Origin of the sequence: Bradyrhizobium lupini (genome assembly GCF_040939785.1) — a bacterium.
Taxonomy (GTDB): domain Bacteria; phylum Pseudomonadota; class Alphaproteobacteria; order Rhizobiales; family Xanthobacteraceae; genus Bradyrhizobium; species Bradyrhizobium canariense_D.
The window spans coordinates 2,259,639-2,283,653 of the sequence record NZ_CP162553.1; the positions used below are offsets into that span (position 1 = coordinate 2,259,639).

Sequence of the window (24,015 nt, forward strand, 5' to 3'; positions counted from 1 at the left end):
TGTGGAAAAGAACGGAACCAACAAAGAGATAAGGCGCTCCGGACAAGCCGAAGCGCCTCGTAAAGATTTGATTAAGGTCTGAGGAGCGACGGCGTGTCTACGACGCGATAATGGTGATGGCCTCGCCTTCGTGCGCGAGCCTCACGGTCAGCCCGCAAGCCTCTGCCAACAGCCGCGTATAATAAGGCTGGATCGCATGTGCATCCGCAGCCGGGCCGCGCTCGCCGCTCAGGAGCTCGGAGATGTTCTGCGGCAGGCGCGCATTATGTCCGGTCGCGGTGATGCGGAAGCTCATGGTCTCGCCCTCGCCGATCGGATCGATCGTCAGCGTGCCGCCGCGCGGGATCGTGTGCTGCGAAACGACCAGCATGTTGAGCAGCAGCTTGACGCGATTCTTCGGCAGCAAGATCCGCGGCAGATTCCAGGTGATCGAGCACTTGCCGTCCTCGATGTGGCCGCGCGCCATGGTCTGGGCATCGCCGAGATCGATCTGCGCGCCGGACGAGCCGGCCGCACCAAAAGCGAGGCGGCAGAACTGGAGGCGAGCGGAGGCGGTTTTCGCGCTCTTGCGTATCAAGTCGAGTGCGAACTCGCGGTCGTCGGGCTTGGGATCGTCGTCGAGCACTTCGAGCCCATTGACGATGGCGCCGACAGGGCTGATGAGATCGTGGCAGACCCGCGAGCACAGCAGCGCAGCAAGTTCGAGCGCATCTGGAGCGGTGGCGGTAGCGGGTGACGAAGCGTCAGACATAAAGGGTTCCTGGAATTGCACGGCGCGGACGCGGCGAATCAAGCATGCTTGACGAATGCCGCAGGTTCTAACATTCGCAAGCCTGTGGCAGCTAGCTTGCGATCGGTTCGAAGCGGCCCTAATGCCGCGGCGAATCACTCGCTTAGGGATGGAATTGCCGATGAATGAGGCATGCAGGTGAAGCGGATCATCGACGGCGCGGCCGCCTCCCACCTGATGGAGCCGCTCACCGCCCTGGTGGTGAAGGCGGGCGAAGCCATCCTCGCGGTCAACCGCGCAGCGATGCGGGTCGACGGCAAGCAGGACGGCTCGCCGGTGACCGAGGCCGACCTTGCGGCCGACCGCATCATCGCGGACGGGCTGGCACAGCTTGCGGGCGACATCCCGACGCTCTCGGAAGAGCGGACCCAGCTCGCCTCGCCGCCGTTCCGCGCCAGCTTCTTCCTGATCGACCCGCTCGACGGCACCAAGGAGTTCGTCGCCGGGCGCGACGAGTTCACCGTCAACCTTGCCCTGGTGACATCGGGCGTGCCGCTGCTGGGCATCGTCAGCGCGCCGGCACTCGGGCTGCTCTGGCGCGGCATCGTCGGCCGTGGCGCCGAGCGCGTCGGGTTCGACGGCGCAACCATCGGCGCTGCCGAGCCGATCCATACCCGCAAGCTGCCGCCCCTGGGCGAGCCCTGGATCGCCGCGGTGAGCCGCTCGCATGGAGATCCCCGAACCGAGGCGTTCATCGATCATCGCCCCAGCGCCGTCAGAAAGGCGGTCGGCTCGGCCGTGAAATTCGGACGGATCGCGGAAGGCAGTGCCGACATCTACCCCCGCTTCGGGCCCACTTGTGAATGGGACGTCGGGGCCGGCTACGCGGTCGTGACCGCGGCCGGCGGCAGCGTGACCGACGGCAAGGGCGGCGCGCTCCGCTTCGGCGAGCGGCACGATGGCGGCTTCATCATCCCGGAGTTCATTGCCTGGGGTGACCCGCAGGCGGCAAGACTCTGAGGTCGTAAAGGGGCCTACTGGCTGAGCTTGTCCTGGAGGGCGGGCCAGCGCTTGCCCACCTCATAGAGGAAGCGCTCGGGATTGGCGGCGAAGGCGTCGCGATTGGCTTCCCGGCTGAACAGATAGAGCCGCTGCGCCGCGATCGCGAAGAAGCGGGGGTTACCGGCGATGATGACGCCGCGGGCGATATCGACCGGATCGTAGCCGCCGAACTGCGGCCCGTAGACCTCGGGATGGGCGAGGAAAGACGCCCGGTTGCCCTCGTTCCGAAAGCGCCAGACGGCGCCCCACAGGTTCGCCTCGAACTCGGCCGTCCCCTGCACGGCCGTGCCAGCGACGAAATAGGCCACGGGGTCGAAGCCCTCGACCGCCACGCCACTGAAACGGTTGACGACGATCCGCTCGGTGGTGGCCGCCTGCGCCGGCAACCCCGCGCAGAGGATCCAAATGCCCGACAGCATGCAGACCAGAAGGCCGATCAAGGCAATTCCGGGGCGCAAAGGGCTGGCTTCCTGCCGTTGTGCCGTCATAGTTGCTGCGGATAACATCCGAGTCGAGGGGACATCCGGCGCAACCTAGAGCCGCGCCTGTTGGCGCCAGGTTAAGGAAGCGACCGGATTCGATACCAGGGGTTCTTTTATGACTTTCGCATCACGCCTTGCCGCAGTCGCGCTTGCCGCGATGGTCGGGTGGATCAGTCCGGCTTCCGCCCAGCAGCCGCCGCCGCCCGACTTGCCGCCGCCGCAGCGGACCCAGACGCCCAGCACCTATGGGCCGGACGAACTCGTGAACGCCGGGCATCGCTTCTTCGGCAACGTCTCGCGCGGTCTCGCCTCGATCATCGAGAAGGCGGTCAGCCAATGGGGCCTGCCCAACGGCTATATCCTCGGTGAGGAAGGGTCCGGCGCTTTCGTCGCCGGCCTGCGCTACGGCGAAGGCACGCTCTACACCAAGAACGCAGGTGACCTCAGGGTCTACTGGCAGGGTCCCTCGCTCGGCTTCGACTGGGGTGGCGACGGCGCGCGCACCATGACGCTGGTCTATAATCTGCCCGCCACCAACGCGATCTACCAGCGCTTCGCCGGCCTCGACGGCTCGGCCTACATCATCGGCGGCTTCGGCATGACGGCGCTCACCGCCAACAACATCGTGCTGGTGCCGATCCGCTCGGGCCTCGGCCTGCGGCTGGGAGCCAATATCGGCTATTTGAAATTCACCCCGCGCGCGACCTGGAACCCGTTCTAGCGTTCCGCTTTCCCCTCCGGCGACGGATCAAGGTTAACGACATGTCGGGGCTGGCTTTTTGCCGGCCCCGCATGCAATGTCCTTGGTAAATTTTTCCTTAGCTTTGGGAGTTCTGGCCCATGGTCGAACCGATCATGTACCTGGCGATCGGTTTCCTGCTCTCGATGCTGTGCGGGCTCGCGATCGTGCCGCTGGTGCATAACCGCGCCGTGCGCCTGACCACGCGCCGGCTCGAGGCCGCCACGCCGTTGTCGATGGCCGAGATCCAGGCCGACAAGGACCAGCTCCGCGCCGAGTTCGCCATGTCGGCGCGACGGCTGGAGATGAGCGTCGACCAGCTCAAGAACAAGACCACGAGCCAGCTCGCCGAGCTCGGCAAGAAGAGCGACGCCATCAACCGCATGAAGATCGAGCTCGGCGAGAAGAACGCCACGATCTTCGCGCTCGAAGCGCGCGAGAAGGCGGTGAAGGAGCAGCTCCGCGCCACCGAAGAGGAATTCAACACCAAGACCGCAGCCCTGCGCGCCGCCGAGCTCGCGCTGACCGACAAGCAGGGCGAGCTCGCAAAGATCAATTCCGAACTGTCCGACCGCTCGATGATGGCGGAGAGCCGTCAGGTCGAGCTGGTCGCGGTCCGTGCGCAGATCGAGGAGCTGAAGCACCGCGTCGGCGACGCCGAAAAGGAATTTGCCGCGACACAGGCGCGGCTGGCGCAGGAGCGCACCGAGTCCGAGACCGCTTCGCGCGAGCTCGGCGACGCCCGCGGCCGCGTCGAGAACCTCAGCCAGCGCGTCACCGACCTCGATCGCCAACTCATCGTGCAGGTGAAAGAGGCCGAGATGTTGTCGGGCCGCGTCGGCGATCTCGAGGGACGCCTTGCCACGCAGGGCAAGCTGCTCGCCGAACGCGACTATGAGAACAACCAGCTCCGCCAGGCCAACGAGGCCAATGAGCGCATCATCAAGGAGCTGCGCGTTGAGATCGCGGCGTTGAGCGGCGGCAAGTCCTCGGCCGCAATGGAATCGATCCGCGCGGAAAAGACCGCGCTCGAGGAGCAGCTGCGCACCGCCCGCGACGAGCGCGCCAAGCTCCAGCGCGACATCAACGCGATCCAGCAACAGGCCGAGAGCTCCTGGGCGACCGAGCGGATGGAGAACGCGCTGCTGCGCGAACGCATCAACGACATCGCAGCCGAGGTGGCCAAGCTCGCGATGCAGCTCGAAGGGCCGAACTCGCCGATCGAGGCCCTGCTCGCGGCGGAGGCCGGCCAGCCGCCGAGGCCGGCGCCACGCCCGGCCAACGACGCCCCTGCCAACGGCACCGCCGCAGGCACCCTGCCCGAAGGCGGCGGAACACTGGCCGAACGCATCCGCGCGCTCCAGGCCCACGCCTCCCGCGCCCGCCAGCAGGGCGCGTAAGCGGCCCCAAGATGGTCTGACCGCCGAATTGCGGGTCCGGGGGAAGGTTTTCCGGCCCGGCAGCGCCTCGAAACTTGACACCTTCGGCCTGCACTTCTAAATCGCGGGCTCCAAAGCATCGGCGGCCGAAACTCGGGTCGCCTGCATGATGGTTTCGGGTGCATAGCTCAGCGGGAGAGCGTTCCCTTCACACGGGAGAGGTCCAAGGTTCGATCCCTTGTGCGCCCACCATTAGTCCGATGGTTACAATGACTTAGCGGGTTACTTCCCCCACATTGTGCCCCGAAAAGTCTGGGGCACAACAGGGGCACGTCGCAAAAAGATTGTCCCTCTACCTTCGGCCGCCGCTCCGACCCCGACGGCGAAAGCTCGTTAGTGTTTCACGACGAGATCCGCGTCTGCACAATCGCCATGTGACAAGGATCAATGGAGTTGGAGGGCTCGCGTGGAATCGCGGTTGCACGATTGTTAGGTCATTCGATGTAGCCCGCAGTGCCTTCAATACGCGGTGGCAGTGGCTTCTTTGCGTTTCAGCCGATTCATTACCATTTCATTGCAGCATTCTTCATCGAGAGCTGTATTTCCGTTCTCCTTAAAACTGTCATTACGGTTTTCAAACTCGGCCACTGAGGCTGGAGACAGGCCAGCGCCCTCGCGCTAGGTGCTCTCCTGAGTAGGACACTCGTTTCGGGAAACTAGGACACGTTCGGATCCGTACCGGAACACCGTGCTACTACTACGGATTTCTCAGGCGTATTGAAGGAGTCAGGATTGCTCCTGCCGGGGCTGTTATTTGATTCCCAACAAATTTCCGGCAGGGTCGCGCGGATGCGACCCTTTCTTGATTCCACACTCGCGGAGGGATCAGGACAGTCCTCGGTGCTAGGTACTGGCCGAAATAGCCCACTCGGGATTTCAAAGTAGGCCACGCAACGAAAGGCCCCGACGGTCTACGGTCCGGTTGAATCCTCAGGCCGCTTTACGAGTCTTCCGCGCCGTCTTAGTCTTTCCATTGCGGAAAAGTATCATAAGCTCTTTGACCCAGCCAACTCATTCGTAAACACTGATGGCTTCGTGTCGGCAGGACGCATCAGCGGCGCAAAGAGCACCCCGATCTCGCGGTTGAAGATCGGCAGCTTGGAACAAAGCCCAAAACCGCTTCCGGTTCGTTGATCGTCTATTGCTTGACTACCTGGGCGGCAGCATCCCTTCATCTAGGTTGACCACCTCGCTGGCGGTGATGGTGACGACTACGACGAGATCCCCCTGGCAACATTGTAAAGCGGTAAGGCCAATGGAGCGGGGAGTCCGCTTTCGGCATCCCCTACCTCGGGGGCGGCTTATGGTCATCGCCCTTCCAGATCGTGATGCTACTCGGGCGTATTGACCGGTTGCGGTGCCGTAGCGCTCGCATGGCTCGCAAAGAAGGACCCAGTTCGGCCCCCTCCTGGATCTCGACCGAGTATCACACCTGTTTCGAGCATTGGGGGATCGGCTCTCACCAGCTTGGCGGTGCTCACGCCCGCATTCGGATCAACTGCCATTTCGGGTCTCGTTCAAGCAGCTCTCGCACGCGCTCGATGCGAGCGAACCGGAATGGATGGACCAGTTTGATCATCGGGCTAGACCCCTCGGGTCGAATGCGAACAATCGGATCATGAAAACGACGAGCGTGCGACGGGTGATGCTCATGAGTCGAGCTGTCGCTTCTCCGCTGAATGCCAGTCCGCGCCGTGGAGGCGGATCATCTCCCGACGGGACCGCTCGATGAAGATGCGCTCAACGCATAAGCCGGCTGCAACTGAAGCCGCCACCGCAAGGCCGCAGGCCATATAGTCATTCATGAAATTCCAAAACATGTTGCAACCGGCAACTCCTACAAAAGTAAGTGCCATGACCATATTGCGAAATGCCTTAACCATGCTGCCCCCAGTCAGTCGGTCAGGAACTTCTAGCATTGCAACCACGGCGATTGGCAGCGTTTGACCCTTGTGATGCGCCGTCTTTCTGCTCGATCAGCTTGGGTCCGGCCGCGCTGTCCGCCGTGGGGCTCGCTCTTCCCACTTAAGAGGGCACCCGCGAAGGGGGCAGTGATAGCGACGCCGGCATACTTCATGACGTCGGCCCTTTCCCGAATGCCCCCGGCGAGGAGCTCTGCATCCCTTTGCGCGAGGGATGGACGCCGCACGGCGTGCGCCGTTGTGGCGTGGAGAAGAAGGGCCACCAAGCTCGCAATCATTCCGCTAATCGGTTAGTCAGACCTTTTGATTAGCAATCAGCCGCTGATGCGGGAGGATTGCCCGCAAGTCATGCAATCTAGACGTTCCGCCTATTCCACGTCCGGGCGGTCCTCAGTTACTTTGCCAGCGTGGGTTGGGGGACCGCGCCTATGCCGCAGGGGTTTGTCTGCGTAGTCGTTTCACCAAATAGCGATTACATAAAAATCGGCTGCACCGAACGGCCGATCGCTGAACGCCTTCGAGGAATAAATGGCGGCGAGGCGTACGCTCCCCATGGTCCGTGGGAATTGTCAGATTACCGCTCACACGCCATACCTTTCGCGATGGTGACCCTGAAAATTGCACAGCACAGTCCTTGCCGCGCTCGACCCGCGCCACGTGTGTTACTCTCGTCAAAGTTGATTCGGAATTCCATTGAGTGTGAACCTTGTCGAAACGAAAGCGCCGCCGAGCGGCCCCGATCGACTATGAAGGCGCAGAGTATCTTCCCGTTGAGCGCGGCAACTACGCTACTGAGTATAGCCGCGACGAGTTCTATGCGCCGCGATATGGTCTTGACGACGTTGGCCCGATCGATCTCTGGAGTGCTCCAACTCGAATTAGCCTAGGCGAATCTCTCACCGTTCTTTCTCTCTTGTACGTGTGCTCCATTTCTGCGTTCAATGCGGGCTATTTTTCTAGGATACCCGGTAACTTCACCGAGCTTTTTACCTTCTCGGACCTCATTGGAACGAATATCCAGATTCTACAGTATTTTATTTCCGCCTTTTCCATCTTCTGCACGTTCAGCTTCTTTGGTGGGCTGTTGCTGGCCGCGCTAAACATCAATATTAGTGCCACCGCCGAACGCGTTGCTCTTCGCTATCACATCAACACATTTTTATTTTCGGTTGCGTTCTTGGTCCTGCGGTTCGTCGTGATGGCGATGTTCGCATTCTTGGACTACTTCAAAATAACGACCTTCACAATTTTGGTTCTGCCAGAGTTTATCTTTCAGGGCGTGCTAACGGTCTGAGCGGCACGATCCATCCGACCATTCTCCTATCTACGGGCTGTCCGATGAGGGGGTGTGCGAGCGCTGGGTCCACGACCCTTATTTCCAGTTCTTCACCGGCGAAGAGTTTTTCCGGCACGCTTTCCCGCACGAACGCTCGGACCTGAGCCATTGGCGCAAGCGGCTCGGCGACAAGCTGGAGCTGCTGCTGGCGGAGAGCCTGCGGGTGGCGCACGAAGCCGGCGCCTTACGCAGCCAGGACCTCAAGCGCGTCACGGACACCACGGTGCAGCCGAAGGCAATCACCTTCCCGACCGACGCCAAGCTGCTTCATGCGGCCATCCAGGGCCTCAACCGCCTGGCGAGAAGGCACAGCGTCAGGCTCCGGCAATCCTATTCTCGCGTGGCCAAGGCCGCTGCGATGATGGCGGGCCGCTACGCCCATGCCAAACAGTTCGGGCGGCATCAGCGGCAGTTGCGTATCCTGCGCTGCCGGCTGGGCCGGATCATCCGCGAGATCCGTCGCAAGATCGAGGGCCAGCCAGCCCTCGAGGAGGCATTCGCCCTTCCGCTTGGCCGAGCCAGCCAGATCCGCTCCCAGCAGCAGCGCCAGCGCGGCTGGAAGCTCTATTCCTTTCATGCCCCGGAGGTGGAGTGCATCGGCAAAGGCAAGGCCTCAGCCCCTTACGAGTTCGGCGTGAAGGCCTCCATCGTCACCAACAATCGCCGAGCTCCCGGCGGCCTGTTCGTACTGCATGCCAGCTCGCTGCCCGAAAATCCCTACGACGGTCACATGCGGAACGTCATCGACCGACCGAGACGCTCACCGGATGTCCGATCGAGCGGGCCTATGTCGACAAGGGATACCGCGGCCACGATGCTCAAAATCCACGTCGCGTCTTCATCTCCGGCCAAAAGCGCGGCGTCTTCGGCGTCATCAAGCGCGAGCTGCGCCGCCGCTCCGCCATCGAGCCCATCATCGGCCACATGAAGACCGAAGGTCACCTCGGTCGCTGCTACCTCAAAGGCCGTGCCGGAGACGCCGCCAACGTCATCCTCTCAGCCGTTGGCCACAACTTCCGCCGCATCCTAGCCTGGCTCAGAGAACTCTTGTGCCTGTTCCTGGTCCGACTATGCCGCGTGCTGGCCGGTCCAGCCCCGCTCAATTCGCCTTCTTAACGGACGACTGATGCTGGTGCTGCCGTTGACGTCGACAGCGACATGTCGATGGTGATCGGCAGCCTTGCTGCTGACCATCATCATCCTGCTGGCGGCTGGTCTGAGCTATATACCTCCGAGCAGTCGACGGCATTGCTTGGCTCTGGCAATCAAGTGGTCGTCGAGGCGCCCGATGATGGCGTTGTGCAGCCCGTCCTTCTGCGCTTGCTTCCGTACGGCGGCTACAATGTCCGGAAGCTGCTCGGCCATGGAAATCAGTCCGGCGATCACCTTGTCAGGATCGAGGCGCGTTTCGCGCGCGAACTTCTGCCAATCGCGCAAACTAATCTGGCTGAGCTTGTAATCACCGCCGATTTTCATCGCGAGCTTGATCTTCTGCAGATCGCCGTCATCGTAGGGAAGAACGCTCGCAATGTCGTAGAGCGGCGCGAGCCGTACGTGAGGGCCTCCGGCCAGCAGCAGCGAATAATTTTTGGCATGAGCATCCGTACCCGCAATCAGCCAATTGAAGCCGAGCGCGTCGACAAACGTGTCAACGTCCGCGACGCGATCCGTGGAGTAGGTGCGCAAAAGCTCGATCACATCGGCAGGGCTTGGTCCGCCATCGTTTTGATACTTCATGGTCGGCAGGATGCCGAGCGCCTGGCAGATATCTTCCTGGTGGACACGGACGATCTCGTTCCCACTAAACTGCCGGTCGTAGCGCTCGATGACGATGGCGATTTCCTTTCCGAAATGCATCACCTGGGTGTCGGCGACGGGCAGACCGAGATTGCGCGCAAGTATGAGGCAGATGTGTTCTTTTTCCGCGTGTCCGTCGAAATGGCCGGTCGGCGGTTTGAGGATATGCGTCGTCGGAATGCGCCCAGAGGGAATTCCCCATTTGCCTTTTGCAGAAGCAAGGCGGTTTTGGGTTGGGCACCCGCAAGACTGAATTGTCCGGTATCGCGCGGCAACCGCCATGCGGCGTGATCCTCGCGTAGAGTTTGCAGGCGATTGGCGATCGCCGTTTCCTCAAGCCATTCGACCTTGTCGTCGGCGCCGCTTCGCAAGGCCTCCAGCCGATCAGGCGTGACGAACTGAATGGCACCCGCGCAGTCCTCGCCGACATGGGAAATAAGGGCAAACACGTTCCGCGCGGACACCTGAAATCTTCGGGCCCACCGTTCGAGCACGCGTTCGTTGTCGGGCAGGAGTCCCCAGAGGAAAGCCTGCACGGCGGAAGGACCGTGCTCTTCGGCCGCGAGAGGCATGGAGAGCGACAGCGGATAGGCTCCCTCGGCTTGGCGCCAGTCCTTGTCGTAGACAAAGGTGAGCCGGCCGCGGGCGCCATTGCGCAGGCGGCCGATTTCCTGACCATCCAGCAGAGCAACAACTTCGCTGGTCATGCCTTTTTCTTCCTGGCCTTGGCCACGATGGCGTTGATATCGACAGCTGGCCTGGTGGCCCCGCGGGCGGGCGTTTGTTCGGTGCTCGCATCCAGGCGGATGTCCAGGGCGTCAAGGGCGCGAAGGATCAGCCCGAGCTCCGCGCGCGCGTGACCGTGCTCAACCTCGATCACCCACTGGCGGCTGACGCCAATGCGTTTGGCAAACGTCGATTGATCGAGTTTGAGCTTCTTGCGCCGGTCGCGAAGGACGGCGCCGAGTTCGGCCGGGGTGCGTACGAGCATGGGATTTCCAAAAGTCAGCGTTCGCTTACTTTCACATATGTCGACATTCGTTGACAATCCTAAAATGTCACCATTCGACGACACACTCAAATGTCATCGAGCGCCGAATTTCTACGTGACTCGGGGCGAATCGGCGTCGATATTCACCCGGCCCTCAACGTCCGCTCCGGCCGCTTCTGGATCGATTACGAACGGGTCGTGCTCGGCGAGCGCCGCTCCAGTGCCTCCAGAATGGCATTGAACGCCAGCCCGATGACGGTGATGCTGAGAATGCCGAAATACATCTGCGGAATCAGGAAGCTGTACTGGCTGTTGATGATGAGATAGCCGAGGCCGGCCTTGGCGCCGACCATTTCGGACGCAACCAGCACCAGCATGGCCGATGCGCTGGCGAGACGAATACCGACGAAGATAGTGGGAAGCGCCGCCGGAACGATCACCTTGCGAAACAGCTGCTGCGGGGTTGCACCCATGGTCCGCGCCGACTTGATCAGCAACGGATGGACGTGTTTCACCGCGGCAATGTCTGGGGCTTGGATGCCTTGACGCGAGTCAGGCTGCGGCGACGGCCGACGCTGAGCGGTTCATCCCCATCGATGGTGGCGCGGCGCACAACGCGGTGCTGGTCGCCATAGTCGTTGACCGCGTAATGTTGCGTGGGCGCGATTGTCCCAGATCGCAACGTCGCCGGCCTCCCAGCTCCAGCGCACGGTGTTTTCCCGTGCCGTGATATGCGACTGGAACAGGTCGAACAGCTTCTGGCCATCGTATTTCGGCACGCCGACGAAGCGCTGCACGAGATTGCCGAGCACGAGCGTGCGCTCCGGTCTCGGGATGGACGCGCACCACCGGATGCTCGGTCTCTTAGATCGTTCCGGTGAACACCTCGTCGAAGTGCTTCCTATCCGCTTCATGTATTTCGGCATGGCCGAACGCCGATTGACAACTTTCGACGCAGAAGGCGATTTCTGCCATGCCATCGAGGGACTTTTGCGACACTGATGTGACGTCAGCCCCTTTTGCGAACGCCCAACCAGGCTTTCGGCAAAATAGGTCAAGATCGTTGACGGGTTGGCAAGGGAGGACGCAGTCCTAGGGCCACTAAGCCTGACGTGTTGAAATCCGCTGTTTACCGATGGTAGTCTTCTACTTTTACTACTCGCGCTTTGCTCTGACGCCATCCTGATAGAGCTTTTGTGCTGGGGAGGACATTTATGCGAGGCTCTCGCGCAATCCGTTACGCCGAACGACTTAGCGAACTCACCTCTCAGCTCTCAGAATTGGAAGATCTTCGAGATCTGGTGCAAGAAGCTGAGCGAAGCGCCCGCGGTGTGCCTCCATTACGCTTGGCACATCCACCGTCGCGCCGCGTTCGACGTCGTGAACGGGGCGGTTTGTCTGTTCGCCTCCGTCGCCACGCGCCACTAAACGGGAATGCAGGAGCTATCAGCCCCCCTGACAACGACAACCAAGTCGATTGGACTTTGCTGGAGCCATTCCCCGACGGGTGGTGGGCTTCCTCCTAAAGCCACTGGAAGCGCTGACTCGACGAAGAGATCGATCCAATGCTGGCGGCCCACCCACCCTGAGGAGCAGACAGCTAGCCACCTTGCGGCCCGCGGGTGCCGAGGCTGGTCCGGCCGCACCTGTCAATTCTGGATCACCCTTCCCTAAACTCCCTTTCGGCAACCTGCAACAGCGAGAGTGAGACACGGAAAACGTCAGCACGACCCATGCGGGCTTAAGGTGAGCAACTGCAAAAGCGAATGTCACTTGTCGGCGAGAACACCGGCGGCAAGCTGAGGTCATTCCGTAAAGATTGGTTTGAACACCTCTGGAATTGCGATGACGAAGAACGACACCGCCGTGTTCGACGCGATGCGCCCTGATCCAAACGGACGGAGACAATGGGCCGGCCGACTGGGGACGCGCGAGGCAATAAAACGGGATGGCCTGGAGCTCGACCCTGGCTCGATCGTTCACTGTCCCCACGAGTGGATCAATGCCGCCGGCTATGTTGACCTCGAACTGGTCCGCAAATACCCGCTGATGTTCGCGGTCTAAAGTCGTGACGAACCAGAGCCGACGCGCAAGCGATCCGGACGAACCAGCGATTCGACGGCTGCTAAGCCGAGCGGTAAAACGCAGCCGTACAAAGCCGCCAGTGCCACCTGTGCCGTTCGGCACGGAAACAGATCCGAACCGTGAATTTCCCGGGCCGAACCAGAGGCCGTTTGGTTCTTCGTCTTCTTGCCGATCTTCGTGCTGCTCTATGCGATCGTCGAGAAAATGCACGTGAGATAGCACAGGGCTAACGTGTCGCAGGTGCTGCCAGCCGCCGGAGATGCGGCGGAGAAGTGTCTCGCCGACTCGTTCAACGCGAGCACCGCATTGGGTGATCTTCGCACTAACGAAAACAGAAGCGGCACGCATCCCTGTGGACGAGAAATCACTGCGGCGCGGCAATCAGGATGGAAGTGCAGCGTCAATCAGGATGAGAGAGCTTCGCCGGGCTCGTGACGCAGGGAGGGCGTAGCCCGACCGGAGTTACGAGCCCGGCGACGGCGCGATCCGAGCGGACCGCGCCGTCTGGTGATCGCGGCTGGCCGGTGATGGATGGTTCTTCTCGCCAAAGAGGAATCACCCGTTGCCAGGCTGCCATCTCACCGATCACCAGATGAGGCTCTACATGAAGTTCCGTCAAACCAATTCGCCGCCAGTGGCGGCCGCGAAGGTGTCGTTCAGTTCGTCGACCGCTTATCGGCTCGAGAAAGATCTGCGTCTTCCGTCGCAAAAGAAGTCACCGCGGCAAAGGCGCCGGCCGGATCCCTTGGCCAACGTCTTCGACCTGGAGGTCGTGCCGATGCTGAAGGGGGCTCCCGGCGTGCGGCCCGTGGCTATCTTCGAGGAGATACTCCGACGCCATCCTGAGCTGGGGGCCGGAATCCGCCGCACCCTGGAGCGCCGGATCCGCGCCTGGCGAGCAATCCATGGCGCCGAGCAGGAGGTCATCTTCCGCCAGACCCACGACGTGGGCCAGGTCAGCCTCTCCGACTTCACCGATATGGGCGAGCTTGGGGTCACCATCGCGGGCGTGCCGCTCGATCATCGCCTCTATCACTTCCGGTTGGCCTATTGCGGGTTTGAACACGCCCATGTCGTGCTCGGTGGCGAGAGCTTCGTCGCATTGACCGAAGGGCTGCAGAATGCTCTGTGGTCGCTCGGTGGGGCACCGCGGGAGCATCGGACCGACAGCCTGTCGGCCGCCTTCTGCTCTCGACCGCAATGCGAGGGACGATCTGACCCGGCGGTACGAGGACCTCTGCGCCCACTACGGCATGCGGCCTTCCCGCAACAATCGCGGCATCGCCCACGAGAACGGGGCGATCGAGAGCTCGCATGGTCATCTCAAGCGCACGATCGCCGATGCGCTGCTGTTGCGCGGCACTGCCGACTTCGATGATCTCGCCGCCTATCGCGGCTTCATCGACGAGATCGTCAGCCGCCGCAATGCCCGGAGCACCAAGCGCATCGACCACGAGCGCGCCACCCTGCAGGCGCTGCCAGATCGCCGCACCTCGGACTACGAGGAGGTGATTGTCCGCGTGACGTCAAGCGGCGGCTTCACATTGCGCAAGGTGTTCTACACCGTGCCGTCGCGTTTGATCGGGCACCAACTGCGGGTGCGCCTTTACGACGATCGTCTCGACGTGTTCGTCGGCGGCACCCATCTCGTCACCTTGCCGCGTGGGCGGCCGCATCCCAATGGCAAGCACGACCAGGTCGTCGATTATCGGCACGTGATCCATTCCTTGCGGCGCAAGCCAATGGCGCTGCTCAATCTCGTCTACCGTGATCGGCTGTTCCCGCGTGATGCCTATCGCCGAACCTTCGATCGCTTGCGCGAACGGCTGCCGGACAAGAAAGCCTGCCGGCTCATGGTCGATCTGCTCGCTCTGGCGCACGAGCGCGGCTGCGAGGCCGAACTCGCCGATCAGCTCGCGGCTGACCTTAACGCTGGCCAACTGCCCGACCTCGGACGGCTGTGCGCTTACTTCGCGCCCGATCCCGCCTGCATGCCGCAGGTCGTGGTGCAGCTCGCCCCGCTCGCCAGCTATGAGTGCCTCATCGGTGCCGGCGAGATCGGAGGTACCGCATGAGCACGGCCAACACAGTCGACACCGCGCGCCTCAATCTGTTGCTCAACGAGTTGCGGCTGCCCGCCATCAAGGTGCTGTGGCCGCAATTTGCCGAGCAGTCCGACAGAGAAGGCCGGCCGGCGGCCCGCTTCCTCGCCACCAGTGCCGAGCACGAGGTCGCCGAACGCGGTCGCCGTCGGGTCGAGCGCCATCTCCTCGAGGCTCGGCTGCCCTCTGGAAAGACCTTCGACAACTTCGACTTCGAGGCTGTGCCGATGATCTCCAAGGCGCAGGTGACCGCGCTCGCCGCCGGCGATGGTTGGATCGGCAAGGGCGCCAATCTGCTGCTGTTCGGGCCGCCCGGCGGTGGCAAGAGTCACTTGGCGGCAGCGATCGGCCTGGCCCTTATCGAGAACGGATGGCGCGTCCTCTTCACCCGCACCACCGATCTCGTGCAGAAGCTCCAGGTGGCGCGCCGCGAGCTCAATCTCGAGGCCGCCATTAACCGCCTCGATCGCTTCGACCTCCTGATCTGCGATGATCTTGCCTACGTCACCAAGGACCAGGCCGAGACCAGCGTGCTGTTCGAGCTCATCAGCGCACGCTACGAGCGGCGTTCCATACTGATCACCGCCAATCAGCCCTTCGGAGAGTGGAACAGGGTCTTCCCGGACCCTGCTATGACGCTCGCCGCCATCGATCGCCTCGTTCACCACGCCACCATCGTCGAGATGAACGTCGAAAGCTATCGCAGGCGTACCGCGCTCGAACGGAAGCGTGGTCCAGGGCGACCACCCTCGCACGCGACACCAAAAACACTCGCTGATTGACGCTCCGCGACAATCAGCGCGAACAAAACTCTTGCACGCGACAATCATCGCGGCAATCATCACTTCGCCGCGACACAGACTCGCCATCCTGATTGTCGCGCGCTTCCCATCCAGATTGTCGCGCTATAAATCACCTCCAACAGCGCGAAGTCTGCCGCTAGTCCGGGCGGTTCGTGCCGCTGCGATTGACGCGTCACGCATGGGCTTAGAAGCTAGACGAGGCGTCCGACGGTGATCGTCGCCGGCGGCTCCAACAGGTCGAAATCTCTAGCTCGGCCGTTTTGCCAGCTCCCGGGCAATCAGAGCGCGCTCCCGTGAGTAAGCCTTTTGGACTTCGATCAGTGTATCCAAAATGGAAAGCCAAGTGAGCTCGCGTCCTTCGCGCTTGAGCCGAGCGATCAGCTTTTTCTTGGTGGGCGATGTGTTGCTCGCCTTTGAGAACGCGGCCCTCGGCCACCGTCAAGAGTTCGCTCAGACGCAGCAGCGGCCTCACTCGACTGCGATCGGGCTCATAACAAGCGAGCGGCCGCGAGCGGCGGGAACCGCACCAGACTTCGAGCCGGTCTTTTACCGCGGCGGCTGACCCTGAAGAGCATCTCCCGGGCCAACGCACTCAATCTGTTGCAGTCCAGTGTTCTGCCGCAGTCGTCGAGCGTGAAGACATGACAGCGCATGGCGCGAATAAACTCGGTGCCAAGCCGCCGCGGGCCGTGAGCTGGCACGCGGGCGCGGTCCTGTTGGAGGGCCGCGACTCGCACGCTGGCTGGCTCCGTGGGAAGGGGGCTTCCGTAGACTCCCAACGTTAGAGCTGCGACCTGTCGACGGTGCCGCACCGCTCGGTGGCTCGGCATTTCAGTTATGTGAATCAGGTGGGGTTGTTTCTGAGGCCAGGATTACCTTCCCTATTTGCCTCGGACCTATACGCGCAACAACAGAGGCTTGTGGTGCAACCGTTCGGGGCGACACCGGTTCCTGCATCAGCCCCAGCGTGAACTGGCCGCTGATTTGGTTATCAGCCCTGTAGCATGATCATTGCCGAATTGAACAGGAGTGGGATTTCAGTGCCCAGTCTAAGACAAGAGTGCTGCCGGGGGACTGGCATTTCGAGCCCGGCAGCCTCTTCCTGCTCAAGATAAGCGCTTGGTTAGTTTTGCTTCCCGTGCATGCCGGCGATCACGAACTCCCGCTTGCGCGACCTTCTCCCTTTCCTCTTCCGCCCGCACTCGAAAAACCGCGTCCGGTAGCGAGCTGCTGGCACCTTTCCAATTTTTGTCTTGCGGGTTGCAAGGCGCGCCCTGCTGAGCCTGTACAGCGCCTCCGATCAAAGCCAGAGCAATGGAAGCAAATAAAATGGGTTTAATCATTCCGCGCACTCCCTTCTGCGTGGACCAAATCGCTACAAGAAAATAGTGGCACCTGCCTCGGCATCGCTCTTGATCGATGCGGACAGAGGGACCCTCGATGGCCCTTGTTTTGTAGCATGGCAATGCTGGCGTAAGCCGGCGGGCTTTGGGGTATATCTTTTGAAAGCGAACTGAACCTCCACACCGTGCGCCTATACTGATGACTGTCCGGGATTTTTGCTAATCCCGTCCCGGGGCTGAACGGATATCAGGCCGCGGACAACGTATTGTTTGCCCGGCGGCTTTGTTTCGCTTATCGGCTAAGGGGAGCACCTGCCGGGTGAACCAGCGGAGCTTCAGGCGACTTTTCCACACCCACCACGCGCAGTAGCTCGCGACTGTGTCGACCTACTAGGAATGGATAATTTGCGAGCTACTTAGGATGCCGCTTGATAGTGGCATGCGCACTCGCCGATACACTAAATGGGCCGGCCATTATCCTCTCCGCTCTCCTGCTGAATGGCTGGCTGACGGGCATGTGACCTGCAACATCCAATGCCTGAATGGCCACTGCGATCGCAGCGTCGACGTGCGGCTCGACACACTCCCGCATGATCAGCCGTGGTCGTGCGTCGGCGTGCGCCTGGTCTGCTCGGCATGCGGCGCCGCAGGATCTGTGCATATCGTCCCAAACTGGCATGACAGTCGCGGGCAAGTCAGGCCAAGCATGAGGCTGAGGTTTTGATTGCAGCGATGAAGCACGTCACCGAACGCCCTTTTGCCGCTCCGGAAGTCGCCGCGCGCCAGCTCGTTCAGCTAGCTTCGAGGAGTGATGCGGTACAGGACGGCAGAATCCATATCGAGAAGATCAAATACCCCTTCCTCTACACGCTCAAGGCAAGCGGCGCGGAGTTCGGCGCCGGCATTAGGCACGCGGTTGAAAAGGCCTGGCTGGAGCTACACGAAAGCGGTACCTACGTGCGGTTACGGGCGCCCGGCCAAGACCTGCTGACGCTCCGTTAGGAACCGGCCCCCACTACTTGGTTTGTTGTCTCGCTCGCTCGTCCGAGCTGGCGGAGCGGCCCCGGCCTATAACTCCAGCCCCGTCTCTCCATCGTCCGGGTCTGGCCTGCTTACGGCCACAGCGGCCTATGAATGAAGGGCGGTGCCCTGAAGAACCATGTTGACCCCGGACGCTTGCAGGACTGCGATGACGTCGCTTGTCCAGAAAGTACGATCATGACCTTGGATGCCGAGGACGAGTTAGAAGCTTTGCGAATTGGGAAACAAATGGCGGCCATGCTCAACAAGGCAATTACCGTCAGAGCTGCCGCTGGCAGGATATTGGCGAGGCTGCGGCCGCCAGGATCGAGTCTTCGCTGACCCTAGACAGGAAGGCCGAACGCGCTACCGCGGCGTACGCTGATGCGTTCGCACAACCGGCATCGTTGCGCCGGTGTCGTATTGTTCACTTGCGATCCGCTCAATCGTCGAGCGATACCTCTTGAAGGTTTCGATAACGTCGTTTGGGCTGGATCCGTCTTCCGCAGCTCGATCCCGCAGAGCGGCTATATCTACTCTGCAATCGATGCGGTTGTCGCCCGCGAACATCGCAAAGAACAACGCTTCATTGTTCGCGGCATCGAACTCGCCAGATGGATCAGAGGTAAGGGGCATCTCGGGAGTCCGTGGCTCAGTCTTCAATAAATGGCGGCTCAGCCGGGATGAAGCCTAACCCTCATCGCAGCGCTAAGCCCTTCAGCCGAAAGAACGCCCCAGGCCAAGGTGGCTCGACCCAGGGCTGAGGCCGCTCCCTGCTACTGACCCGATAGCCTCATGCGTCTGAAACGCATGCAGAACAAAATCGGCTGGTAGGCATCGTTCCTATCTGCCGGGTTCTTGACGCTTCCCTGCCTGTTTGCCCTTTTTACGTGCATTCAGAAACTGGCGGACTTAACCTGCATTAAGAAACTGGAATGGTCCGATTCAGGGGAATGGGCGTGGAGCGAATGCACACCCCGAGGTACTGGCTTATGCGTGCGGAGGAGTTTCACGCCAAGGCCGAAAACTGCCAGTTTCCTGAAACCAAAGACACGCTGCGCAAGGTCGCGGAAAACTACGAAGAGTTGGTCCGGAGGGCCGAGCAAGTCGTGACCCTCGCTGAGCTGGACGAGCGCAACTTAGAAGCTCGCCGGGTGGCGCAGGAATACGCCGACGACGAGCGCGCCGTCACGACTCAGCTTCGTCACCGTATTAACTGACCGCTTTAGGACCTGTTTCGCCTGTGGTACGTTACTAGGTAAACGAAATGGACTCCGGCGACCAAAGGCGGAGGTGCAGGCCACGCTTCTGCGCCTCAACAGACAGGCCTGGCCGACTTCGAAAGCTAGCAAATCGAGCACGCAAGCTACGACAAGCTATTACGAAGCCGATCGTGCCGGGTGCCTCTCTGCCAACCATAAACATGTTTACGGCGAGACCTGGCTCGCCTGGAGCTTTGGCTCAACGGAAAGCGAATTTGGTCCGGCTTGTTCATCCTAGAGTTTTAACCCCCAGTTTCGGTAGTTGAAGAACAGCGCAACGTCATCTTGAACTATCTCTTCCCGGTTGAAGAACTCGAGCTGACCTGCGTTGCTCGTTTAGCGGTCATGACCGGCGGATCCTGCCCGCTGTCGTGCGATGATTCTTTTGAAAATGATGTTGCGACCACACAAGAAACGCTCGACCACACGCGGCACAAATCGCTCGCCGTGCAAGATATGGTCTGCAATCTCGGCAAACGTCATGTGGGGCGTAGTCTCGACCAAAGAGAGGATCTCTGCAGCATAGCCCTCAATCCGAGCTGAACGCCGATTGCTGACCAGCGCGATCGCTGTCGATGGCGCCCCCCGAAACGGCTGGCAGCGCCCCGGCAGCTCATCCCTTCATCTTGCACCGCCATAATAATGCGAATGCGAAGGTCCGGCGAGAGTGGTTTAACCATGCGGCCTGCCCTCCATCACCACCCCCTTCGGATGGATCACGATCTGGCCCGCGAGCCTATGCTTTCCGATCCATCGATAGAAAACGTGCTCTACAGTCCGGACTCAAATGGTCCAGCTCGTACTCTCGACCTAACCGACGTTTTCAGCGTCGACCCGCAAGGGCCGATCCGAGCTGGATTTCTTAAAACTCGTCTTCCTCGCTATTAGACCCTGACCTTGCCTGACTTGCTGGACTATGCGACGGAAGAACAGAACTATGTTCGGTGCTTTTTTGTGTATCGTTTGATGGACACTTTGCGGAGAGATCTTCGTCCTAAGTTCTTCCAGAGGGTTCGGATTGACTAAATTGCAGCCGCGAACTCCACTCTTAAAATCCTGCGCCTTCGCTCCGGCATTCACGACCCCGCAGTCGGGACTTAGTTCGCGCCCCCCACGCGCAGAGCCGACGTGCATGAAAATCTATCGGCTTGCCGCGGAACGCTCAGTTCTCAGGAGGTTGCAGGGGACTGTCGGCCCATTTGCGAGCCGCGGGATCGCGCAGCAGATCCCCTTCCTCATGGCCGGAGATGCATTTCCCCTGCGAGTCGTCGTTCCGCACGCCTCTCCTCGATCGCCGGTATACCGGACGCACATTGCGGATCGAACGGAAGACGGCCGTGAAAGCTAATCTAACGGTCCGAATAGCTGCTCGGATTCTTGAAGGACTGTTGGTCATAACGCGTTTCGGCATTGTTTGCATCAAGTCTTACAGCTTCTCAAGGAAGGAGAGATCGGTCGAGAGTTTGAAGCTGCTTTGACCGGACGACACCAGGAGTCGATGTTTTTCAAAAGATGCTTTCCGGTGGCAGACATTTGTGCGGGAGACCTATCGTCAGACCGCCATCAACCACGATTTCCGATCCGGTTAGATAGGAGGACTCGTCGCTTAGCAGGAACAACACGGCGTGCGACACTTCTTGGGGGTGGGCGGCCCGCCCGAGTGGAATCGGAAAGCGGTAGCCATCCTGATTCTTGCTCGTCGGGCCGGTGACCAAGCCTGGATGAACAGAGTTCACTCGCACACCCGACGCCGCCGCCTCCAGGGCGGCGGACTTCGTCAGACCGCGAACCCCGAACATCGAGGCGACATAGTCATTGAGCCCTGCACTACCGCGCAGCCCCTCAGCCGATGAGATGTTCACGATCGAGCCGCCGCCAGCGCGGCGCATCGCCGGGAGAGCCGCCTGCATGCCGAGGAACACACCGGTCAGATTGACCGCCAGAGTCTTGTTCCACTGCTCGAGCGAGAGCTGCTCGATCGGCGCAAAGCTGTAGATGGCCGCGCTGTTGACTAGGCCGTCCAGCACGCCGAAGCGACTTTCTGCGCTCGCAATGGCGTTGCCCCAATCCTCCGGTTCTGTGACGTCCTGACGCACATATAGAGCCGACCTGCCCAGTTGAGCCGCGAAGAGTTCTCCTTCTTCCTCAAGAAGATCACCGATCACTACTCTTGCGCCCTCGTCTACCAGCAGGCGGGCATGGGTGGCCCCCATCCCTCGAGCCCCGCCCGTGACTAGAATGACTTTTCCCTTCACGCGCCTCACGACACGCCTCGATTCGTTTGTTGGGTAGCGGCAGTGTGGAGTTTTTCAACCACTAAAACGAACTCCCCGATCATGCTGGTCATTTTCAAGAGACGAGACTCAAACGCAAGGTGAACACGGTGGTCTACGCGGCGTTTGCGCGATCCCTAGGGAATGATTTCCGGTCGGTCCGTACCAGTCCGTTGCATAAACCGAGATGTGATGTGGGGCGTCATTGCGTTCACGACCCGTGAGCTGTCGACAAATGTGCCGAATACCATCCGTAAAGCCAATTGCGAAAGCAACTCAATCAGGACGTCACGTCTCGCGCCCTCCGGCTCGCGCTTACGGAGACGGTTACCAGGTTTGTCAGCGAACAGCACGTAGACCCGACCATTCGTCGGCTGTTCGAAATAGTGAGGCCGTGCGTTTCGAATCAAGGTTAGAAGCCAATTGGGCACCCCTGATCGTGATCAGTCCGGCATGCCTAGCACTACTTCCCGAGAAGGCTTTCAGCCGACCGAAGTCCGAGCTCATGCTCGGCCAACGGCCCCCAAGCTTCCAAGAGCTACCGTTTCGCTTTTTGTTCAGAACCGGAATCGTGTCCATTGAGCGCCGCAACCTTTAGGATGTCACGGTCCCGCTCGTGACAGCTCTAGATTCTCTTTCCCACCCATCTTCTCTTCTCGGGTCAAGGATTTCAGGCGTGTCGCTACTCGCTACGAAAAACTTGCCAGAAACTTCTTGGCTGCCGTCCACCTCGCCGCCATCGTCGCCTATTGGATCAATTGAGTCTGAACTCTAGTGTTGCTCCAGGTGCGAACTGCGTTTGTCATGCCCACGGGCTCAGATGCAAACCGATGCGATTGCCCCGAAGAGGCACCGCTGAGCGAGACCTGCGGGCCAAAACGTCAGCGCCTCACCTTTGGCTGCGATTCTTTTTCTGCTTTAGCATTGGCGCCGGGGCCGAAACCGGGATGCGATCATCGGGCGATGCCGATGCCATAGGAGTATCCTTAGACCCCTCGCGTCCGACTTCGCGGCGCGGCCAGACAAAATCGTCGGCGCGACCGGCCGGTGCCGACAAGGGCTCACCTTTGACCAAGACACGTGCTGCTACCGCATCCATTGCCACCGGCGCGCCTGGACCGCCGAGCAATTGATCGGTGCCGATAGAGGCGGCCACCAAGGGAAGGATCTGTCCGGCGAGCGGGCGCGGGGCCGGTTGACCCGGCAGCGCATTGACGTCGGGCGATGCCGGTTCCGTCGGCAGCGCGATCGGCGCGGAACGTGCAGCCAACAACCGGTTGATTTCGCGTTCGACATAATGCGCAAGCTTGCGGGCGCCGGGCTTGGTGAAATACACGCCGTCGGAGGAGCGCAGCTGACGGACCTGGCCTTCGAAGTCGGGACCGCGCTGCATAAAACGGCCAGCTTCATCGACAAAGCCGTCCCAGACATCGACATAAGTGATGCCGGCCTTGCCGGCCGCCTCGCGATAGAGCGAATCCAGAAACACGGTATCGGCTGTTGCCTTCGCGCCACGTACCACCGGCAGGCCAACCCATAGCACCGGCACACCCTTAGATTTGAGCACCCCGACCATCTGTTCGATCTTGTTTTTGTAGAGCTCGATCCAGCGTTTCTCGCGATACTCATAGAGGCCGTTCGGCGAGCGCGTGCTACTCTCCGGTTCGATAGCCGGCGCGTCGGCGGCGTCATCGGGCGACAATTCCGTATCGACCAGTCTGTCATCCGGCTTCGCGTCGGCGTTCGTACCGCCCTCCGGCTTGGCTCTGGCATCCTTCTTGTCTAGCTTTTTTTCCGACGACTTGATGTCGGATTTCTCAGCCGGCGGCTCGCGGATCCCGACCCGGTCATCGAGTCCGAGCATGACGACGATGGCGTCTGCTTTTTCGGTGGGGAGAATGCCTTTGGCTGCGGCGGCCCAATCGGCCGGATTGCCCTTCGGCTGATATTTGATAAGGCCTGAGACGGTCTTATGTCTGCGGATCACGCCCATGTCAGACTGTTCGGCATAGGCGTCTTCAAGACCATAGGCGAGCCAGTCCGCCATGGCATCACCGAGCACAAGAACATGGCGCTCCGGTACAGTATCGCGCTTTCCGACCGCGGGGGCGCTCGAAAAGTCCTCCCGCGCGGGGGATAAGGGTTGCCGCCGATCCCAACGACGCTGGGGAGCAGACGGCTTATACATGTCGTTACCAAACCAGCCGCCGCCGAACCCGCCACCGCGGTGCGGCTGCGGCCGCTGCTGATATCCGCCGAAATTGAAGAACTGCGCCGATGTCGGGCCGACAACGCCGACCACCATCCCCAGAGCGATGGTCAGCGCAATCGGGGGACCTCTGTCGGTAAAGATGCGCAGATTTCTTAGTTTGTTTGACATGCTCGTGGACCGCACAAGACGAAGAACTGCCGCGGCAGAGACCAACACGAAGGCATCAAGCCAACTCGACCAAGCCGCCACCGACGTCAATTGCCAAGCCCCCTAGGCAATCGTCTCGCCATCCGCGATCGCTCCGTCTCCGCAACCTGACCAGCTCCGACGGAGCAATCGCTACCAGCGTGTCACTGGAGAGAGGAAGAATGGTAGCTTGACAACAAACCGCAATCAAAGGGCCGATTGACCAGCCTG

General features: G+C 60.9%; 21 protein-coding genes, 1 tRNA gene and 4 pseudogenes. 13 read left to right on the forward strand and 13 right to left on the reverse strand.

Annotated elements, in window-relative coordinates; genetic code table 11:
- Positions 1 to 97: 97 nt before the first annotated feature.
- Positions 98 to 751 carry a histidine phosphotransferase ChpT gene (chpT, locus tag AB3L03_RS10960; protein WP_018458347.1) on the reverse strand — a complete coding sequence of 218 codons (654 nt, stop codon included), beginning with the start codon at positions 749 to 751 and terminating at the stop codon, positions 98 to 100.
- A 171-nt stretch (positions 752 to 922) separates the two neighbouring features.
- Here chpT and AB3L03_RS10965 point away from each other — a divergent pair, with 171 nt between their 5' ends.
- Entirely contained in the window at positions 923 to 1,750 is an 828-nt protein-coding gene (locus AB3L03_RS10965; protein ID WP_085348586.1) for a 3'(2'),5'-bisphosphate nucleotidase CysQ, read from the forward strand.
- Between the two features lie 14 nt (positions 1,751 to 1,764).
- Here AB3L03_RS10965 and AB3L03_RS10970 read toward each other — a convergent pair whose 3' ends face one another.
- Entirely contained in the window at positions 1,765 to 2,250 is a 486-nt protein-coding gene (locus AB3L03_RS10970; RefSeq protein WP_204513698.1) for a YHS domain-containing (seleno)protein, read from the reverse strand.
- A gap of 139 nt (positions 2,251 to 2,389) precedes the next feature.
- Between AB3L03_RS10970 and AB3L03_RS10975 the strand changes: the two genes are divergently transcribed.
- From AB3L03_RS10975 to AB3L03_RS10985, 3 genes are all read left to right on the forward strand, one after another.
- A complete protein-coding gene (locus tag AB3L03_RS10975; protein WP_018458350.1) occupies positions 2,390 to 2,995 on the forward strand; it encodes a DUF1134 domain-containing protein in 606 nt (201 codons plus the stop codon).
- Between the two features lie 119 nt (positions 2,996 to 3,114).
- Positions 3,115 to 4,413 carry a hypothetical protein gene (locus tag AB3L03_RS10980; protein ID WP_018458351.1) on the forward strand — a complete coding sequence of 433 codons (1,299 nt, stop codon included), beginning with the start codon at positions 3,115 to 3,117 and terminating at the stop codon, positions 4,411 to 4,413.
- Positions 4,414 to 4,569: 156 nt separating this feature from the next.
- Positions 4,570 to 4,644: transfer RNA gene (locus AB3L03_RS10985), tRNA-Val, on the forward strand.
- Between the two features lie 1,457 nt (positions 4,645 to 6,101).
- Here the strand turns inward: AB3L03_RS10985 and AB3L03_RS10990 are convergent.
- Positions 6,102 to 6,335, reverse strand: a complete 234-nt coding sequence (locus tag AB3L03_RS10990; RefSeq protein WP_368508557.1) for a hypothetical protein — start codon at positions 6,333 to 6,335, stop codon at positions 6,102 to 6,104.
- Positions 6,336 to 7,080: 745 nt separating this feature from the next.
- On the opposite strand from AB3L03_RS10990, the gene AB3L03_RS10995 reads away from it, so the two are divergent.
- Both AB3L03_RS10995 and AB3L03_RS11000 read left to right on the forward strand, forming a co-directional pair.
- On the forward strand, positions 7,081 to 7,668 hold the full coding sequence (locus tag AB3L03_RS10995) for a hypothetical protein (RefSeq protein ID WP_368508558.1): 588 nt from the start codon (positions 7,081 to 7,083) through the stop codon (positions 7,666 to 7,668).
- 28 nt (positions 7,669 to 7,696) lie between these two features.
- Positions 7,697 to 8,826, forward strand: a pseudogene (locus AB3L03_RS11000) (IS5 family transposase); the annotation flags it as partial.
- Between the two features lie 105 nt (positions 8,827 to 8,931).
- On the opposite strand, the gene AB3L03_RS11005 reads toward AB3L03_RS11000, so the two are convergent.
- From AB3L03_RS11005 to AB3L03_RS11025, 5 genes and pseudogenes are all read right to left on the reverse strand, one after another.
- Entirely contained in the window at positions 8,932 to 9,672 is a 741-nt protein-coding gene (locus AB3L03_RS11005; protein WP_368509029.1) for a HipA domain-containing protein, read from the reverse strand.
- Positions 9,567 to 10,214, reverse strand: a complete 648-nt coding sequence (locus tag AB3L03_RS11010; protein WP_368508559.1) for a HipA N-terminal domain-containing protein — start codon at positions 10,212 to 10,214, stop codon at positions 9,567 to 9,569. Before AB3L03_RS11010 ends, AB3L03_RS11005 begins: the two co-directional genes overlap by 106 nt.
- On the reverse strand, positions 10,211 to 10,498 hold the full coding sequence (locus AB3L03_RS11015) for a helix-turn-helix domain-containing protein (RefSeq protein ID WP_368508560.1): 288 nt from the start codon (positions 10,496 to 10,498) through the stop codon (positions 10,211 to 10,213). The genes AB3L03_RS11010 and AB3L03_RS11015 overlap by 4 nt, the downstream gene beginning before the upstream one ends.
- A 185-nt stretch (positions 10,499 to 10,683) precedes the next feature.
- A complete protein-coding gene (locus AB3L03_RS11020; RefSeq protein ID WP_368508561.1) occupies positions 10,684 to 11,013 on the reverse strand; it encodes an ABC transporter permease in 330 nt (109 codons plus the stop codon).
- Positions 11,010 to 11,404 (reverse strand): annotated as a pseudogene (locus AB3L03_RS11025) (TauD/TfdA dioxygenase family protein); the annotation flags it as partial. The pseudogene AB3L03_RS11025 and the gene AB3L03_RS11020, both read right to left, overlap by 4 nt.
- A gap of 939 nt (positions 11,405 to 12,343) precedes the next feature.
- Here AB3L03_RS11025 and AB3L03_RS11030 point away from each other — a divergent pair.
- The 3 genes and pseudogenes from AB3L03_RS11030 (at position 12,344) to istB (ending at position 15,467) form a co-directional block, all read left to right on the forward strand.
- A complete protein-coding gene (locus AB3L03_RS11030; RefSeq protein ID WP_368508562.1) occupies positions 12,344 to 12,562 on the forward strand; it encodes a hypothetical protein in 219 nt (72 codons plus the stop codon).
- A gap of 613 nt (positions 12,563 to 13,175) precedes the next feature.
- Positions 13,176 to 14,658, forward strand: a pseudogene (gene istA, locus AB3L03_RS11035) (IS21 family transposase).
- Complete coding sequence (istB, locus tag AB3L03_RS11040) at positions 14,655 to 15,467, forward strand: IS21-like element helper ATPase IstB (protein WP_368508563.1); 813 nt, start codon at positions 14,655 to 14,657, stop codon at positions 15,465 to 15,467. Before istA ends, istB begins: the two are co-directional and overlap by 4 nt.
- 1,127 nt (positions 15,468 to 16,594) lie before the next feature.
- On the opposite strand, the gene AB3L03_RS11045 is transcribed toward istB, so the two are convergent.
- Complete coding sequence (locus tag AB3L03_RS11045) at positions 16,595 to 16,831, reverse strand: hypothetical protein (RefSeq protein WP_368508564.1); 237 nt, start codon at positions 16,829 to 16,831, stop codon at positions 16,595 to 16,597.
- Positions 16,832 to 17,563: 732 nt separating this feature from the next.
- Here AB3L03_RS11045 and AB3L03_RS11050 point away from each other — a divergent pair.
- Positions 17,564 to 17,833 (forward strand): hypothetical protein, encoded by a 270-nt coding sequence (locus AB3L03_RS11050; protein ID WP_368508565.1) that lies wholly within the window; start codon positions 17,564 to 17,566, stop codon positions 17,831 to 17,833.
- A gap of 384 nt (positions 17,834 to 18,217) precedes the next feature.
- Here AB3L03_RS11050 and AB3L03_RS11055 read toward each other — a convergent pair whose 3' ends face one another.
- On the reverse strand, positions 18,218 to 18,487 hold the full coding sequence (locus AB3L03_RS11055; RefSeq protein ID WP_368508566.1) for a DUF1488 family protein: 270 nt from the start codon (positions 18,485 to 18,487) through the stop codon (positions 18,218 to 18,220).
- 356 nt (positions 18,488 to 18,843) lie between these two features.
- On the opposite strand from AB3L03_RS11055, the gene AB3L03_RS11060 reads away from it, so the two are divergent.
- Positions 18,844 to 19,071 carry a hypothetical protein gene (locus tag AB3L03_RS11060; RefSeq protein ID WP_368508567.1) on the forward strand — a complete coding sequence of 76 codons (228 nt, stop codon included), beginning with the start codon at positions 18,844 to 18,846 and terminating at the stop codon, positions 19,069 to 19,071.
- A gap of 327 nt (positions 19,072 to 19,398) precedes the next feature.
- Positions 19,399 to 19,656, forward strand: coding sequence for a hypothetical protein (locus AB3L03_RS11065; protein ID WP_368508568.1), 258 nt, complete (start codon positions 19,399 to 19,401; stop codon positions 19,654 to 19,656).
- 962 nt (positions 19,657 to 20,618) lie between these two features.
- Here AB3L03_RS11065 and AB3L03_RS11070 read toward each other — a convergent pair.
- Positions 20,619 to 21,368, reverse strand: a complete 750-nt coding sequence (locus AB3L03_RS11070; protein ID WP_368508569.1) for an SDR family oxidoreductase — start codon at positions 21,366 to 21,368, stop codon at positions 20,619 to 20,621.
- A 155-nt stretch (positions 21,369 to 21,523) separates the two neighbouring features.
- Positions 21,524 to 21,817 (reverse strand): oleate hydratase, encoded by a 294-nt coding sequence (locus AB3L03_RS11075; protein ID WP_368508570.1) that lies wholly within the window; start codon positions 21,815 to 21,817, stop codon positions 21,524 to 21,526.
- Positions 21,818 to 22,034: 217 nt separating this feature from the next.
- Here AB3L03_RS11075 and AB3L03_RS11080 point away from each other — a divergent pair.
- Positions 22,035 to 22,148: pseudogene (locus tag AB3L03_RS11080) on the forward strand (IS5/IS1182 family transposase); the annotation flags it as partial.
- Between the two features lie 127 nt (positions 22,149 to 22,275).
- On the opposite strand, the gene AB3L03_RS11085 reads toward AB3L03_RS11080, so the two are convergent.
- A complete protein-coding gene (locus AB3L03_RS11085) occupies positions 22,276 to 23,766 on the reverse strand; it encodes a DUF459 domain-containing protein (protein ID WP_368508571.1) in 1,491 nt (496 codons plus the stop codon).
- Positions 23,767 to 24,015: the final 249 nt, after the last annotated feature.

What these genes read in the sequence shown, in the direction of transcription:
- chpT (WP_018458347.1), bottom strand. Translation starts at nt 751, where the DNA reads ATGTCTGACGCTTCGTCACCCGCTACCGCCACCGCTCCAGATGCGCTC.
- AB3L03_RS10965 (WP_085348586.1), top strand. Translation starts at nt 923, where the DNA reads ATGCAGGTGAAGCGGATCATCGACGGCGCGGCCGCCTCCCACCTGATG.
- AB3L03_RS10975 (WP_018458350.1), top strand. Translation starts at nt 2,390, where the DNA reads ATGACTTTCGCATCACGCCTTGCCGCAGTCGCGCTTGCCGCGATGGTC.
- AB3L03_RS10980 (WP_018458351.1), top strand. Translation starts at nt 3,115, where the DNA reads ATGGTCGAACCGATCATGTACCTGGCGATCGGTTTCCTGCTCTCGATG.
- AB3L03_RS10990 (WP_368508557.1), bottom strand. Translation starts at nt 6,335, where the DNA reads ATGGTTAAGGCATTTCGCAATATGGTCATGGCACTTACTTTTGTAGGA.
- AB3L03_RS11010 (WP_368508559.1), bottom strand. Translation starts at nt 10,214, where the DNA reads ATGACCAGCGAAGTTGTTGCTCTGCTGGATGGTCAGGAAATCGGCCGC.
- AB3L03_RS11015 (WP_368508560.1), bottom strand. Translation starts at nt 10,498, where the DNA reads ATGCTCGTACGCACCCCGGCCGAACTCGGCGCCGTCCTTCGCGACCGG.
- AB3L03_RS11030 (WP_368508562.1), top strand. Translation starts at nt 12,344, where the DNA reads ATGACGAAGAACGACACCGCCGTGTTCGACGCGATGCGCCCTGATCCA.
- istB (WP_368508563.1), top strand. Translation starts at nt 14,655, where the DNA reads ATGAGCACGGCCAACACAGTCGACACCGCGCGCCTCAATCTGTTGCTC.
- AB3L03_RS11045 (WP_368508564.1), bottom strand. Translation starts at nt 16,831, where the DNA reads ATGATTAAACCCATTTTATTTGCTTCCATTGCTCTGGCTTTGATCGGA.
- AB3L03_RS11050 (WP_368508565.1), top strand. Translation starts at nt 17,564, where the DNA reads ATGAAGCACGTCACCGAACGCCCTTTTGCCGCTCCGGAAGTCGCCGCG.
- AB3L03_RS11055 (WP_368508566.1), bottom strand. Translation starts at nt 18,487, where the DNA reads ATGCCCCTTACCTCTGATCCATCTGGCGAGTTCGATGCCGCGAACAAT.
- AB3L03_RS11060 (WP_368508567.1), top strand. Translation starts at nt 18,844, where the DNA reads ATGCGTGCGGAGGAGTTTCACGCCAAGGCCGAAAACTGCCAGTTTCCT.
- AB3L03_RS11085 (WP_368508571.1), bottom strand. Translation starts at nt 23,766, where the DNA reads ATGTCAAACAAACTAAGAAATCTGCGCATCTTTACCGACAGAGGTCCC.